This is a genomic window from Rhodophyticola sp., from assembly GCF_965284195.1.
Lineage (GTDB): Bacteria > Pseudomonadota > Alphaproteobacteria > Rhodobacterales > Rhodobacteraceae > Rhodophyticola.
Genome location: NZ_CBDIRM010000001.1, coordinates 2,266,532 through 2,281,532, shown reverse-complemented (window position 1 = coordinate 2,281,532; position 15,001 = coordinate 2,266,532). Strand labels below are relative to the sequence as shown.

Annotated in this window: 14 protein-coding genes; 2 read left to right on the top strand and 12 right to left on the bottom strand. The window is 65.7% G+C overall.

The genetic code is table 11. The features are described 5' to 3' along the window. Positions 1 to 59: 59 nt before the first annotated feature. The 11 genes from ACQ651_RS11365 to secG all read right to left on the bottom strand — a co-directional run bounded on the left by ACQ651_RS11365 (position 60) and on the right by secG (position 10,348). Positions 60 to 1,394: a glutamine synthetase family protein gene (locus tag ACQ651_RS11365; RefSeq protein WP_430449320.1), complete on the bottom strand. Its 1,335-nt coding sequence runs from the start codon at positions 1,392 to 1,394 to the stop codon at positions 60 to 62. Further along, a complete protein-coding gene (locus tag ACQ651_RS11360) occupies positions 1,391 to 2,230 on the bottom strand; it encodes an ABC transporter permease (RefSeq protein ID WP_121899357.1) in 840 nt (279 codons plus the stop codon). Before ACQ651_RS11360 ends, ACQ651_RS11365 begins: the two co-directional genes overlap by 4 nt. Positions 2,231 to 2,321: 91 nt before the next feature. Continuing rightward, positions 2,322 to 3,203 (bottom strand): ABC transporter permease, encoded by an 882-nt coding sequence (locus ACQ651_RS11355; RefSeq protein WP_375551729.1) that lies wholly within the window; start codon positions 3,201 to 3,203, stop codon positions 2,322 to 2,324. Between the two features lie 124 nt (positions 3,204 to 3,327). After that, positions 3,328 to 4,056, bottom strand: coding sequence for a transporter substrate-binding domain-containing protein (locus tag ACQ651_RS11350; protein WP_227285040.1), 729 nt, complete (start codon positions 4,054 to 4,056; stop codon positions 3,328 to 3,330). A 26-nt stretch (positions 4,057 to 4,082) separates the two neighbouring features. Next, positions 4,083 to 4,862, bottom strand: a complete 780-nt coding sequence (locus tag ACQ651_RS11345) for an ABC transporter ATP-binding protein (RefSeq protein ID WP_430449319.1) — start codon at positions 4,860 to 4,862, stop codon at positions 4,083 to 4,085. Between the two features lie 120 nt (positions 4,863 to 4,982). Next, a complete protein-coding gene (locus ACQ651_RS11340) occupies positions 4,983 to 5,630 on the bottom strand; it encodes a phosphate/phosphite/phosphonate ABC transporter substrate-binding protein (protein ID WP_430449318.1) in 648 nt (215 codons plus the stop codon). Positions 5,631 to 5,702: 72 nt separating this feature from the next. Next, the gene (locus ACQ651_RS11335) at positions 5,703 to 6,146 is read right to left on the bottom strand and encodes a TerB family tellurite resistance protein (RefSeq protein WP_430449317.1); all 444 of its coding nucleotides are present in this window, start codon (positions 6,144 to 6,146) and stop codon (positions 5,703 to 5,705) included. Between the two features lie 93 nt (positions 6,147 to 6,239). Further along, entirely contained in the window at positions 6,240 to 7,130 is an 891-nt protein-coding gene (locus tag ACQ651_RS11330; RefSeq protein ID WP_430449316.1) for a PhzF family phenazine biosynthesis protein, read from the bottom strand. 148 nt (positions 7,131 to 7,278) lie between these two features. Then, positions 7,279 to 7,857: an outer membrane protein gene (locus tag ACQ651_RS11325; RefSeq protein WP_430449315.1), complete on the bottom strand. Its 579-nt coding sequence runs from the start codon at positions 7,855 to 7,857 to the stop codon at positions 7,279 to 7,281. A gap of 327 nt (positions 7,858 to 8,184) precedes the next feature. Further along, complete coding sequence (locus tag ACQ651_RS11320; protein ID WP_430449314.1) at positions 8,185 to 9,828, bottom strand: CTP synthase; 1,644 nt, start codon at positions 9,826 to 9,828, stop codon at positions 8,185 to 8,187. Between the two features lie 154 nt (positions 9,829 to 9,982). Further along, entirely contained in the window at positions 9,983 to 10,348 is a 366-nt protein-coding gene (secG, locus tag ACQ651_RS11315; RefSeq protein WP_227285034.1) for a preprotein translocase subunit SecG, read from the bottom strand. Positions 10,349 to 10,575: 227 nt separating this feature from the next. Between secG and ACQ651_RS11310 the strand changes: the two genes are divergently transcribed. Next, positions 10,576 to 11,868 (top strand): adenylosuccinate synthase, encoded by a 1,293-nt coding sequence (locus ACQ651_RS11310; RefSeq protein ID WP_430450325.1) that lies wholly within the window; start codon positions 10,576 to 10,578, stop codon positions 11,866 to 11,868. Between the two features lie 16 nt (positions 11,869 to 11,884). Continuing rightward, a complete protein-coding gene (locus ACQ651_RS11305) occupies positions 11,885 to 12,118 on the top strand; it encodes a DUF2842 domain-containing protein (protein WP_227285033.1) in 234 nt (77 codons plus the stop codon). Positions 12,119 to 12,220: 102 nt separating this feature from the next. On the opposite strand, the gene ACQ651_RS11300 is transcribed toward ACQ651_RS11305, so the two are convergent. After that, complete coding sequence (locus tag ACQ651_RS11300; RefSeq protein ID WP_430449313.1) at positions 12,221 to 14,974, bottom strand: hypothetical protein; 2,754 nt, start codon at positions 14,972 to 14,974, stop codon at positions 12,221 to 12,223. Between the last annotated feature and the right edge of the window lie 27 nt (positions 14,975 to 15,001).

Genomic DNA, 15,001 nt, shown 5'->3' with positions numbered 1-15,001 from the left:
GTGCCCATTCGATATTGTGACGTGAAGCTATGCCTGCGCCGGGGCGGCGGCAAGAGGTGTCACACCGTATCGAGATAGAGCTGCGTCTGCTCTTCGGGGCTGAGTTCGGCCATGTAGTGGCGTTCCTGCCGTTTGGTGGCCAGCAGATTGGTGACCAGTTCGGGCCGGAAGATCCGTGGGATCTGGGGGCAGGTGGCAAAGCTGTCGATCGCGGCGCCCCATGAGGTGGGCAATTGCGCAAGGCTCTGGCCATAGGCGTTGCCGGCCACCGCGGCCGGGGGCATCACGGCATCCTCGATCCCGTTCAGGGCCGCGCCGAGGATCGCCGCGATAAAGAGATACGGGTTGATATCGCCACCGGCGACGCGGTGTTCGATCCGCCGTGCGGCGGGCGCGCCCGCCGGAATACGCAGCGCGGTAGTTCGGTTTTCATAGCCCCAGGCGATGCCGGTGGGCGCGTGCGCCCCGGCCACGAAGCGGTCGTAGCTGGAGGCATGGGGTGCGAAGATCAGCATGGAGCCCGGCATCGCGGCGAGGCATCCGGCAACCGCATGGTGCAATGCGACCGACCCGTCCGCGCCGCCGTCATCGAAGATGTTGCGGCCATCGGCATCGAGCACGGAGAAATGGCTGTGCAGCCCGTTGCCGGAGTAATCCGCATAGGGTTTGGCCATGAAACTGGCGGCGAACCCGTGCTTGCGCGCCAGCCCGCGCACCATCACCTTGAAAAGCCACGCATCGTCGGCGGCCTTCATCGCGTCGGGCTGATGCATCAGATTGATCTCGAACTGGCCCGGACCGGCCTCGGAAATGGCGGTGTCGGCGGGGATATCCATCGCCTCGCAGGCGTCGTAGAGATCGGTGAAGAAGATATCGAACGCATCGAGCTGCCGCATGGCCAGCGTTTCGGCCTGATGGCGGCGTTTGCCGGAAACGGGCGATTTCGGCACCCTGAGATCGGGGCCGCGGTCGTCGATGATGTAGAATTCCAGCTCGGTCGCGACCACCGGGGTCAGGCCCCGCGCGGTGTAGCGCGCCAGCACATGGGCCAGCGCCTGACGCGGATCCCCGTCATAGGGGCGGCCATCCTCGTGGAACATCCAGATCGGCAGCAGCGCCGAGGGCGCGGGGAGCCACGGCATGGGCAGGAACCCGCGCTCGGTCGGCCGTAAAACGCCATCGGGATCGCCGGCCTCGAAGACAAGGGGGCTGTCGTCGATATCCTCGCCCCAGATGTCGAGATTCATCACCGAATAGGGAAAGCGCGTGCCCTCTTCGGCCACCTTGCCCGCAAAGCGCCGGGCGATGCGTTTGCCGCGGGCCTGACCGTTCAGATCGGCGGCGGCGACCCGGATCGATTTCACCTCGGGATGGTCGGCCAGATAGTCGCTCATCGGATCAGGTTCGGGCGATAGCGCAGCTTGCTGCGGGTTTCAGAGGGCAGGTGGCGGTTGAGCCGGGCATTGATCATGCCGAACAGCATGATGATGCACAATGTCAGGATCACGAAATAGCCCGCCACGATCGGGTAGGGGATGAAGGGGTTGAAGGTCCGGTCCGCGAAATACTGCGCGTAATAGAGCGCGTCGCCCTTTTGCTGGAAGGCCGGAAAGCCCGAGAAATAGACCAGCGTGGTGGCGTGGAAGAGGAAAATCGCCTCGTTCGTGTAGGAGGGCCATGCCAGACGCATGGTGGTGGGGAACACCACGCGGCGGAAGCGCGTCCATCCGGTCAGGCCATAGGCATCGGCGGCCTCCAGATCGCCCTTGGGCACGGAGCGAAGCGCGCCATAGAAGATCTCCGCCGCATAGGCGGAGGTGTTGAGAAAGAGCACGATCAACGCCCCCAGCCATGCCCGCGCGAACCAGCGCGTTTCCGCGGTGATCTCCGCAAAGCCGAGATTGATGTCGATGCCGACCCGCGGCAGCAGCACGAAGGTCTCATAGGCCAGAAAGAACTGGATGAAGAGTGGTGAGCCGCGGAAGATGAAGATGAACCATTCCGCCGGTTTGCGCGTGATCCAGGGGCGGCTGTTCTTGGCCACGGCGAGCGCGACCGCGAAGAAAAACCCCGACATCAGGGCCAGCGCGCCGAAATAGACATTCCAGATCATCCCCGAGCCGATCAGGGTGAACTGCTCGCAGAGCGTGATGTCGCCGCGCGGCAGCAGACGTTCCCCGTAGCCGAGCGAGCGGAGGCCGTAATCCTGTATGGTCTGAAGGCAGCTCATCGGCGGACCTTTCCGGCAACGCCCGGGCCAACGGTGCGCGCGCCCGCCGTCGCGCCGGGCCCGCCCGCCCGTGATGCCCGGCCCGGCCCCGTCATGCGAAAGCCTTGCGCTGGTCTTCGCCCGCCATCGTGGCCTGCCCGCGCGACAGCCGGCGGGTCAGACGGCCAAGCAGGATTTCGGAAATCCGCGTCATGCCGAGATAGAAGACGAGCAGGCCCAGAAAGTACCACAGCCGCCAGTCGGGATGCGGATACTGGTATTGCGAGGTTCGGGAGCCGCCAAGTTCGCGGGCCCAGTAGACGATATCCTCCACCCCCAGCAGGAACAGAAGCGGGGTCGCCTTGATCAGGATCATCCAGAGATTGGAGAGCCCGGGCAGCGCGTAGATCCACATCTGCGGGACGAGGATGCGCCAGAATGTCTGCCGGTGGGTCATGCCATAGGCTTCGCCGGTTTCAAGCTGCTCGCGCGGCACGGCGCGCATGGCCCCGAACAGCACATTGGCCGCGAAGGCGCCGAAGACGATGGCGAAGGTGAACACGGCGATGCCGAAATTATACGCCTCGTGAACCCATTGGGGGGCGTTGCTTTGCGGGATCTTGGCCGCATCGCAGACGATGAAATTCGCGCCCTGCCGGATCGGGTCGGTCCAGTCGGGGCAGGCGGCCTGATGGGCCAGCCATTCCAGCGCCTGATCGAGCGCGATCACGAAGAACAGGAAGAACGCGATATCGGGCACGCCGCGCACCATCGCGGTGTAGGTCTTGCCGATCCAGCGCAGCGGCGCGACATGGGAGCGCGACGCCATCGCCCCGGCGAAGCCGAAGGCAAGCGCCACGGGTGCGGTGATGGCCAGCAGGAGCAGGACAGTCAGGAAGCTCTGATAGAAGCGGAAATGCACCCCGTTGGTGAGGTAGCAGGCGAACCATCTGGCGGTTTCCAAAGTGCTGGGATCTTCGCAGAATTCGAACATTGCGCCTCAGCTTCCTTGGTGCGGGCCCTGCGGGCGGGCCGGGCGGATGGCGGTGCGGACGGTCTCGGGACAGGGGCGCCCGGGCGATCAGATCAGCCCCCGGGCACCCCAGTCCCGCCCTTGATCAGAAGGTCGCCGCTTCCTCGCCGAACCACTCGATGATCAGCGCGTTCAGCGTGCCGTCATCCTTCATCGACTGGATGGCGGCATTGAACGCGTCGCGCAGTTCGGTGTCGGTTTCGCGCAGGCCCATGCCGACGCCGCCGCCCAGTTGCACCGGGTCGCCGACGACCATCAGATCGGCATCTTCATTGGCGATCGGCAGAAGGAAATCGCCATCGGCGAACACCGCGTCGGCCTCGCCGTTGCGCACGGCGGCCACGGTTTCGTCAGGGGTTGCGAATTCCAGAAGCGTCGCACCGGTTTCGGCGATGTAGCCGGCCTGGATCGTGTTGGTCTGCGCCGCGATCACGCCGCCTTCGAGATCGGCGTCGTCGCTGAGCGCGACGAAGAGCGACGAGGCGGGGGGGATGTAGTTCTGGGTGAAATCGATCACCTCGTCCCGTTCGTCGGTGATGCTCATGCCGGCGATGATGGTGTCGTAATTGCCCGAGGTCAGGTTGGGGATGATCGAATCCCAGTCGTTCAGGACCCATTCGCAGGTCAGCCCGGCACGGGCACAAAGCTCGTCGCCCAGAACCCGCTCGAACCCGTCCACTTCGCCATCGTCGTTGATGAAGTTGTAGGGGGGGTAGGCGCCTTCGGTGCCCATGCGGACGACCGAATGGGCATCGGCGAGCGCGGCCCCTGCGGACATGGCCAGAAGTGTGGCGGACAGAATGATGTTTCTCATTTTGGTACTCCCTGGTTGATATTGCCTCAGGCGGCGTGGCCGTGACTGAGGAATTGCTGAAGGCGCGTCGATCTGGGCGCGCCGAAAAGCTGGTCGGGCGGGCCTTCTTCTTCGATACGGCCCTGATGCAGGAAAATGACGTGATCGCTGACATCGCGGGCCAGCCGCATGTCATGGGTGACCAGGATCATCGTCCTGCCTTCGTTTGCCAGATCCTTGATAACATTGACAACTTCCTGCTCAAGCTCCGGGTCGAGGGCCGAGGTTGGCTCATCGAACAGAAGCGCTCGCGGCTGCATGCAGAGCGCCCGCGCAATCGCCGCGCGTTGCTGCTGTCCGCCCGAAAGCTGGGCCGGCCATGCCTCGCATTTGGCGCCGATCCCAACCTTGTCCAGCAGGGCGCGGGCGCGGGTCTCGACCTCGGCCCTGTCCTCGCCCAGCACGGTGACCGGCGCCTCCATCACGTTTTGCAGGATCGACATATGCGCCCAGAGGTTGAACTGCTGGAACACCATCGACAGATTGGTTCGGATCCGGGTGACCTGCGCCGGGTTCGCGGGGCGGCGATGGTGGCCGGTGCCGCGCCATTCCACGGCCTCCCCCTCGAAGCGGATCTCGCCCTCCTGGCTGTCCTCAAGCAGGTTCGCACAGCGCAGCAGCGTGGATTTCCCGGACCCCGAGGAGCCGATCAGCGACACGACATCGCCCGCCGAGGCGCGCAGATCGACACCGCGCAGCACCTCAAGGGCGCCGAAACTTTTGTGCAGACCAGTGATTTCGATCACCGGGGGTGTGGCAGAGGTCACGTTTGCGCAGGATCCCTGTTGTTTTGGAGAGTTGTCATGAGAATCAGGGTGATTGCAACGGATTCGTGGCCGTTGACCTTGGGGGAGGCGGCCGATTCTGCGGAAAAACAGGGCAGACGCCTAGGGTTTGGGCGGCATGGGTTGCGCCAGATAGGTCGATTCGGAGATGTCGGAAAAGCCGTGGAGGCCAAGCGCCGCCCGGTCTGCGGGGTCAAGCGCCGCCAATGCGCTGTCCAGCGCGGCGCGGATCGGGGCGGGGCTTTGCGATCCGGCGGTGATGAGCGGCAGGCCGGGCGTCGGTGCGGTGCGCGCTACCTCGACCAGATCGGCGGTGAAGGGGGCGTGGCGGGTCAGCAGCCGCCATGTCTGCGCGTCGATCGCGGCCAGATCGGCCCGGGCTTCGGCCACCGCGCGGGCGGAAGCCTCATGCGCGCCGGTCATCAGCGGCGCGTCAAGCCGGTGGCCGGTCGCCGCGGCCCAGTCGCTCAGCGCGGCCCAGCCCGACTGGCTGAGCGCGTCGTTCACCGCGGGCCTGGGCCCCGGCTTGGTGCTGCGGGCCACGATGACGCTGTTGTAATGGCCGGGCGGGCAGCCGGGCAGCGCGTAATCGGGGGTGGTCACCAGCGTGACATGGGGGGCGAGACGGGCGCGATAGGGCAGCCCGCAGGTCTGCGCGAGGATCAGATCGGGGCTTTGCCAGATCTCCCACGGGTCGGTGTCGCGGGTCAGCGCGGCCGGACGCAGCGAGGCCGAGCCTGCGCAGCTCATCGCGGATCAGGGCCCAGAACCGGTCTGTCGCGTCCCGGATTTCCGCCCGGTCGTACATGGGCAGGGCGGCGATCATTCCCGCCGCGCATCCACCCTTTGGCGGGCCAGGTTGCTGTCCATGTCGTTGACGCCGAGCATCGGGGCCACCAGCCGCATCAGCGCGTCTTCGTCATCGTCGCGCACGCCGTCGGCCAGAACGATTTCCCACAAGGTCTCGACCACTTCCTTGCGGTTTTCATAGAGGACGGCGTCCTTGATCGCGCGGGTGAAGCGGACCGTGTCCGGGGCCTCGGCCTCCAGCGTTTCCGCCTCGGTTCTCAGCTTGCTGGCTTCGAAGGGCGACAGCCCGTAGCGGCGGGCCAGAAGCCTGTCGATGCGGTCGATCTCGGCCTGGGCATAGTCGCCATCGGTGCGCGCGATGCGCACCAGAAGGGCGGCCAGCGCAAGGCTGGCATCGGGTTGTGACATCGGTTCAGGGTCGGGGGCCGTCAATCGGCGCAGAAAATCACCAAACATGGGCCTTCATATGGGTCTTGGCCCGCATTCGTAAAGCGGGCTTTCACCATCGGGCTTAATGCCGTCCTGCCGGAGCGGTCAGGGGGGCAAGGCTCACCCCGGCGCGCGGATCTGACCGTGAGAGATCGGAACGGCCCCGCCCGCGATGCGGATCGCGACGATCCGCGTGCCGGCGATCTCCGTCGTCAGGCGAATGGCGCTGGGGCGGCCCATTTCGACCCCCTGAAGCAGGTCGGTGACGGTTGTGCCTTCCGTCAGCGCGCCATTGGCCAGAAGCTGGCCCGCAAGGATCGCGCTGGCCGATCCGGTGGCGGGGTCTTCGTGAATACCGGCGGTGGGGGAAAACATGCGCGCCCGGTAACCGGGTCCGGCGGCGGTGTAGAGATAGGCGCTGTCGACATCCGCGGCCTCCATCAGCGCGGACCAGTGCGGCTCCACGGGCCGGGCGCGGGCAAGCGCGCCAAGATCGGTGACGGGCGCATAGAGAAAAGCCGGCCCACCCTGCCAGATGCCGGGCCTGTGCGGGCCGATCGCGTCCCGGGGCAGATCCAGCGCGGCGGCGACCCGCGCGGGATCGGCGGTGCCGGGATGGGGGGCGGGGATTTTCGGTGCGGTCAGTTCGGCGGTGATGCTTTGCCCCCGGCGGGTGACGGTGACCGGAACGAGGCCTGCGACCTCCTCCAACGTGATCAGCGTCTCGAAATCGCCGGCGGGCTGTGCGGTGCTGGCCAGATGGATCGCGCAGCCGATGGTGGGATGCCCGGCGAAGGGGATTTCGGCGGTGGGAAAGAAGATGCGGACCTTGGCGGTGTGGGAGGGGTCGTCCGGGGTCTGCACGAAGAGGGTTTCGCTGAGATTGAACTCGCGCGCCAGAGCCTGCATCTGCGCGGTGCCGAGCGCATCGGCCTGCTCCACGATCGCGAGCGGATTTCCGGCAAAGGCGGTGTCGGTGAAAACATCATAGGTGGCGAAGGGGAGCATCATGCGCGTGATCCGGTTGAGGCTTCGGATGTGCAGGATTGATCCGGCGGGGAGAGATTGGCAAGGCCCGGTCGATGTCGCCCGCGCGCCGCAAGCGCGGGAAACGGAGCGCGCGACCGCGCGCCCCGTTTCCATGTGTCCTGTGAGGGCATCAGAAATGGTAGGCGATGCCCATGGTCACGCTGTCGGCATTCACATTCGTGCCCGGCGGGATCGGCCCGCCGCTCAGATCCATATCCGAGCGGATGTATTCGATCCGGGCCGAGATGTTGCTTGTCAGCATCGCTTCGACCCCCAGCCCGAAAATCGCGCCATCCGCTTCCAGCGTGAACGGGGCGCCGGTGAGCGACACATCCGTCTGCGCGTAGCCGAGAGAGCCGTAAAACAGGGCGTTGCCAATGGCATAGCCGGCGCGCGCACGAATGGTGAGCAGCCCTTCAAGCGTCAGATCCACGGCGGGGGTGATCTCGATACTGGTATCGGAGTTGTAGTTCAGCTCGCCGCCGATGACGAAGTGATCCCCCACGGCGTGATTGTATCCGCCGAAGACGCCGACACTCTGACCGCTGCCAAGCGGGATGAAGAGTCCGTCGATTTCGGGACTGATCGAGTTTGCCTGCAAGCCGCCATAAAACCCCTGCCACTGCAGGGCGTCCTGCGCCAGGGATGCGGTGGCCAGGGTCAGGGAACAGGCTGTCGCCAAGCCAAATGTTTTGAGAATTTTTTGCATTAACCAGGTCTCCATTTTGAGCTGGGCGAAACTGCGACAGCTCTGTCTTGGGACGGGCGCGGGGGTGCGAAGGTTCAAAGCGATGTCGCCTGCGCGTGTCCGGGCCGAAAGTTGTTGTATTTATGCAACAGATCGGCGGTTGGATAGGGGGTGGCCGGTCATCCGGCCAGGGGCGGGGCCGGGGGCCGGGCACGGGCAGGAACGATGTTCGGCAAGATCCAATCGCGGGGGGGGGCGGCGGTGGGGTGCCGGACTGGACGGGGCGCGTTGTTTGGGGGAGGGATGCTTCGGCCGCTGTGGCGGCCAAGGCGCGGGGGCGCGTACGCGCTAGACCAGCCGCGAATTGTCCTTGGCGGCGCGCACGAAATCCCGAAACAGCGGGTGGGGCGCGAAGGGTTTCGATTTCAGTTCGGGGTGGAACTGAACGCCGATGAACCACGGGTGATCCTTGACCTCGACGATCTCGGGCAGGCGGCCGTCCGGCGACATGCCGGAGAAGATGAGCCCCTGCTTTTCAAGGGCTTCGCGATAGCGGATATCCACCTCGTAGCGGTGGCGGTGGCGTTCCTCGATCGCGGTGTTGCCATAGACTTCGGCCACCTTGGTGCCTTCGGTCAGAACGGCGTCATAGGCGCCAAGCCGCATGGTGCCGCCCTTGTCGTCGCCGGGCTTGCGCTTGACCTTGTGATTGCCCTGCACCCATTCCTTCAGGTGATAAACCACGGGCGTGAAACGCTTCTTTCCGGCCTCATGGTCGAACTCCTCCGACCCGGCATCGTCCAGATCGGCCAGATTACGGGCCGCTTCGATCACCGCCATCTGCATGCCCAGACAGATGCCGAGATAGGGGATCTTGCGGGTGCGGGCGAATTCCGCGGCCTTGATCTTGCCTTCGGTCCCGCGTTCGCCGAAGCCGCCGGGCACCAGAATGGCGTGAAAGCCTTCAAGCCAGGGGGCGGGGTCTTCACGCTCGAAGATTTCCGCGTCGATCCATTCGGCCACCACGCGGACGCGGTTGGCCATGCCGCCATGGGTCAGCGCCTCGGCAATCGACTTGTAGGCGTCTTCAAGCTGGGTGTATTTGCCCACGATGGCGACGCGCACCTCGCCTTCGGGATTGTGGATCCGGTCGGCCACGTCTTCCCAGACGGCCAGATTGGGCTTCGGCGCGGGCGCGATGCCGAACGCGTCCAGCACCGCCTGATCCATGCCCTCGCGGTGATAGGCAAGCGGCGCCTCGTAGATGGATTCCAGATCCTGCGCGGCGATGACCGCATCGGGCCGCACGTTGCAGAACAACGCGAGTTTCTCGCGCTCCTTTTCCGGGATCGGCCCCTCGGACCGGCAGACCAGAATATCGGGGGCCAGACCGATGGAGCGCATTTCCTTGACGCTGTGCTGGGTGGGTTTGGTCTTCAGCTCGCCCGAGGCCTTGATATAGGGCAGCAGCGTGAGATGCATGAAAACGCATTGGCCGCGGGGTTTGTCCTGGCCGAATTGCCGGATCGCCTCGAAAAACGGCAGCCCTTCGATATCGCCGACGGTGCCGCCGATTTCGCAGAGCATGAAATCGACCTCATCCTCCCCGATGGAGATGAAATCCTTGATCTCGTTCGTGACGTGGGGAATCACCTGGATGGTCTTGCCCAGATAGTCGCCGCGGCGTTCCTTCTCCAGAACGTTGGAATAGATCCGCCCGGAACTGACGCTGTCGGTGTTGCGCGCGGCCACGCCGGTGAAGCGTTCGTAATGGCCCAGATCGAGATCGGTTTCGGCCCCGTCATCGGTCACGAACACCTCGCCATGTTCGAACGGGCTCATCGTGCCGGGGTCGACGTTCAGATAAGGGTCGAGTTTGCGCAGCCGCACCGTGTAGCCCCGCGCCTGAAGCAAGGCACCGAGCGCCGCCGAGGCAAGGCCCTTGCCAAGCGACGACACGACACCGCCGGTGATGAAGATAAAACGCGCCATCTGATCTTGAAACTCCCCGTGAGGATGGACCAAACCCTGCCGTCCGGCGCCCATCCGAATCCGTCTATCACGGGATTTAAGAATAACAGGATTCGCCCGCAAAGGACAAGAAAAACGCTACATGATGTAAACTGACGGGGCGGAAACCCCAGATTTATTCATCTGCGCGGGGTGGAAGGGCCGGTGCTTCGCCGGAACTCGGCGGCAGCAGGGTCGGGGCGGGCGGCAGCAGAGCATCGCCGGCATCGCCGTCGGCGGGCGCTTCAATTCCCAACTGGTCGAGCACCGAGTCGGAGGCCGAGTTCTGCGTCGCGATGATTGTCAGCGTGATCGAGGTGGCCAGAAACGCGATGGCGAAGGCCCAGGTCAGCTTGCCGAGTGCGGTTGCCGCCTGCCGCCCGGTCATCACACCGCCCCCGCCGCCGATCCCCAGACCGCCCCCTTCGGAGCGCTGCAAAAGCACAACGCCGATCAGGCAGATGGCGAGGATCAGGTGAATGACGAGGATGATATTTTCCATGGGCGGGTCTTCTGCCTGATTTTGGTCGGTGCCTACTTATGAGATGCGACAGGCCGCCGCAAGGGCGGATAGCGCAACCATAGGCTGAAAAGCCGCTGATTGCGCAATCATTTTCTGTGCGCGGCACCCATTGGGCGGCAGCTTGCGTGGCGCGAAACAAACAGGTTTCGCCCCCGGGCGCGCGCGGCTATACCGGCACCGGTTTCACGACAACGGGGTTTCGGAACATGGCCAATGTGGTGGTTGTCGGCGCGCAATGGGGCGACGAGGGCAAGGGCAAGATCGTCGACTGGCTCAGCGAACGCGCCGACGTGATCGCGCGGTTTCAGGGCGGGCACAATGCGGGCCACACACTTGTGATCGACGGCGAGGTCTACAAGCTGCACGCGCTGCCCTCGGGCGTGGTGCGCGGCGGCAAGCTGTCGGTCATCGGCAATGGTGTGGTGCTGGATCCGTGGCATCTGATGGAGGAAATCGAGGGGATCCGCGGCCAGGGTGTCGAGATCACGCCCGAAACCCTGATGGTGGCCGAGAACACGCCGCTGATCCTGCCGATCCACGGAGAGCTTGACCGGGCGCGGGAAAGCCAGAACAGCGTAGCCAAGATCGGCACCACCGGGCGCGGGATCGGCCCGGCCTATGAGGACAAGGTGGGGCGCCGGTCGGTGCGCGTCGCCGATCTGGCGGATGACGCGACGCTGGAACTGCGCGTGGATCGCGCGCTGATCCATCACGACGCGCTGCGCCGGGGGCTGGGGCTGGACCCGGTGGACCGCGACGCGCTTCTGGCATCGCTCCGCGCGGTGGCTCCGCAGATCCTGCCTTATGCGAAACCGGTCTGGAAGGTGCTGAACGAGGCGCGCCGTGCGGGCAAGCGTATTCTCTTCGAGGGGGCGCAGGGCGCGCTTCTGGATATCGATTTCGGAACCTACCCGTTTGTGACCTCCTCCAACGTCATCGCCGGGCAGGCCGCCACCGGCGTGGGCGTCGGCCCGGGCTCGATCGATTTCGTGCTGGGCATCGTCAAGGCCTACACGACCCGTGTGGGCGAGGGCCCGTTTCCGACCGAACTGTTCGATGAGGATGGCCAGCGCCTTGGCGAACAGGGCCACGAATTCGGCACCACCACCGGTCGCAAGCGCCGCTGCGGCTGGTTCGACGCGGTGCTGGTGCGCCAGACCTGCGCGACCTCGGGCGTGAACGGTATCTCGTTGACGAAGCTGGATGTTCTGGACGGGTTCGAGGAGCTGAAAATCTGTGTCGGCTACGAGCTGGACGGGAAACGGCTGGATTATCTGCCGATCGCATCCGAGCAGCAGGCGCGCGTGACCCCGATCTATGAAACGATGAAAGGTTGGTCCGACAGCACCGCGGGCGCCCGCTCCTGGGCCGATCTTCCGGGCGAGGCGGTGAAGTATGTCCGGCGGATCGAGGAGTTGATCCAGTGCCCGGTCGCCCTACTGTCCACCTCGCCGGAGCGCGAGGACACGATCCTTGTGACCGATCCGTTTGCCGACTGAAGAAGGAGGGCGACCCATGGCCTTGAGCTACAAGACCAGACGGCGGCTGTCGCTGCTGATCCTGCTGCTTGGCCTGCCGCTCTACATCGCGGCGGCGTGGTTCGTGGTGAGCCTGTTCGAACGGCCCTCGGTGCTGGTCGAACTTGCGATCTATGTGGTCCTGGGAATTCTCTGGGCGCTGCCCTTCAAGGCGGTGTTCCGGGGCGTCGGTCAGGCGGACCCGGACGCGGCCCCGCCCAAGGACCCGTAGGCATCGCGGCGCCATTACGTTTCAGACCCCCATGATCCATGAAGAAACCCCATGCCTCCGGGGAAAGAGGCATGGGGTCTTTCCTGCGGCTCGCAGGCTGGTTCAGCGCTTGAAGTAGCGGGACCGGCGGGTCAGCCTGTATTCGCCACGGCCGACCTTCTTGATCAGACGGTCGCGCAGCAGGATGCCGAAGGCGCGCAGCCCCTCTTCCCGGTCGGCCGCGTCGTCGCCCGCTGCCGACATGTGCCGCACGAGATCGGGGCGGCCGAAAACGCTGCGCCCTTCTTCGTGGGTGATATAGGCGGCGGCCAGTTCCATCTTGTCCTGCACGGTGCTGGCATCGTGTTTGGCCAGATAGGCGGGGAAACCGGTCGCCGGTTGCGCGGGCGCGTCCGTCTCTTCGGTGGCCGTGGCATCGGTGGCGTCCGCCGCGGGCCGGGCAGACGCATCCGTCTGATCCTCGGTCCATGTGCCGGTGTCGGCCAGATCATCGGCCAGGTCGTCGTCGTAATCGCTCTCGGGCTCCGTCGGGCGGGGCGTGTCCTGCCGGGGCCTGTCGACCGGCGCGATCTCGTCGGTTGCGGCATCGGCGTGGTGGGTCTGATGCGCGGCCATGTCCCGCTCCGGCTCCGCCAGATACGCGGTCTCCGCGGCTGTCGCGTCCTCTTCGATGAATTCCGCACGCCTGCGGGAACTGGCCGCGCCGATGATCTGACCGGCGCGGGCGGCCAGATCGGCAAGGCTTGACGCGATCTTGCGCGGTGCGTGCCGGTCGCCGGTGTCGTCGCGGTGCTGCGGTGCGGTGTCTGCGCGGTCGGTCTCGGAAAACTCCGGGGCCGGCTCCGCGCGCGTCTGGGTCTCGGCCCGGTTCTCCTCGTTGAGGCGGAGCGGGCTCTGCATCCGTGCCTCGTCTTCGTGATCGGCCAGCGCAAGGCTGCCGGAGGTCACGCGGCGCGGCCGTGCGGGGGCGGCAGGCGTGTCGCCGCCGGTGTCGCGCGCGGTGTCGATCCGCTGTTCGGAGACAAGCACGAGCGGCGCCGGCCGGTTTTCGGCCCGCGGGCGGCGGGTGCCATCGACGCGCACCCTGCGCGGGCGCATAACACGGGCCAGATCGTCGCGGTAATCCGCAGTATGATCGGAACCGGCGCTGTCACTGCCGCCGAGTTTTTCCTCGGCGCTCCGCGCGGCGACGGCGGCCTTGAGATGTTCGATATTGGCGCGGCGGCGGTTGGTTTCCTCGGTTTCCAGACGGCTGGCGGTGGCCTCGAACAGGCGGCTGACTTCGGCATCCGCCTCTTCGCGCTCGTCGGGATCGGCAAACTGGCGCCGCCGGGAGGCGCGCTGTTCTTCCTGCGCCTGACGTTCGCGTTCGATCGCGGCCAGTTCGGCCTGCAATTCCGCTTCTGCTTCGGCGCTGAGCGCGGCCTCCGCATGATCTTCGGCGGGCATGTCTTCGGTGGCGTCCGGGGCGGCGGCGGTGTCGTCCCGGCTGGCGCGCAGGACGGTGATCTCGGCCCGGATCGCATCTTCCGGCGCGGTGTCGGCCTGCGCCTCGGGGTCGGTGCTTTCGGCACCGGTCTCCGCCCCGTCCTCTTCAGATGCGGCGTCGGCGACTGCCTGCGACTCGTCCTCTGCGGTTTCCGCTTCGGGCAGGTCGTCGGCCATATCCGGTGACGCTTCGGCGAAGGCCTCGGCCTCGGGGACGTCATCGGCGGTACCGCTGTCCTGATCCTCGATGAACCAGTCGGTCGGCGCATCTCCGTCGTCTTCCTCGGCGACGACCTGACGGATCCGCGCCAGTTTGGCGGCGACGCTTTCGGCTCCATCGGCGGGCTGGTCGGCGAAGAACCCGTCATCTTCGGCCAGTTCGGGCTCATCCCCCTCGCCCTCGGCAAAGAAGGCGGCGACGTCGATATCCTCGGATGGCCCGGCGTCGGAGGTTTCGGCGAAGGAGCCTTCCTCATCGCTCTCACCGGCGAAGATATCCGCATCCTGCGCCTTATCATCCGCCCGATCTTCGGAAGCGGTGGCGGCAGCGATGCTGGCCAGCATCGCGTCTTCCGCTTCGGCCCCGTCATCCTCGGTCCCGTCATCCGCGGGCTCTTGATCAAGCTCGGCGGCTTCAGCCGCGGCCTCGCTCTCGGCGGGCTCCATGTCGGCGGCGTCGGTCCCGGACGTGTCCTCCTCCGTGGTCTCCTCAGGGGCGATGGCGGCGATGTCGTCGGATGCCTCGTCGGGTTCTTCGGCCGCGGCTTCGGGCGCCTGCGTGACTGCGACGGCCTCATCGCCGGTGTCCGGCGTGTCCTCGGTCTCTGCGACGATTTCGACCGGGCGCGTGTCTTCCGCGACCGGCTTCTCCTTGTCATCGGCGTCGCCCCGGCCGGCATCTTCGGGGACGCCATCTTCGGGTTCGTCCGGCTGCGGCGTGGCGGTGGCGAGCGGCTCCGTGTCGGGGGCTTTCAGTTCGGCCTCGGGCGCGTCGGCAACCGCATCGAGTTTGGCGACTATGTTGTCTTCCGTGGCTGTCGCCGGGGCGGGCGAGATGGGGGCGCGATCTGCCAGGGCAACTTCATCGGCAGCCGGCGTTTCGACCGCGTCCTCGATCTGCGGGCGCATGATCAGCCCGGTTTCGGACATCCGCGCCTCGACCCGGCGGTTGATCGCCTCTTCGGTGATGCGTTGCAGCATCTCGGTATCGGGCGTGGGGGGCTCGGCGCCGAAATACCGGTCCTCCGCGGCAAGGTCGCGGAAATACTCGGCAATGCCTTTCATCGCACTGAACGGGTCTTCGAAGCCCTCCAGAGTGCAGGAAAATGTGCCGTAGGATACGGTCAAGATCTTGTTTGCGTCAGACATCGCTCAACTTCACTCTGCTCGTCCGGA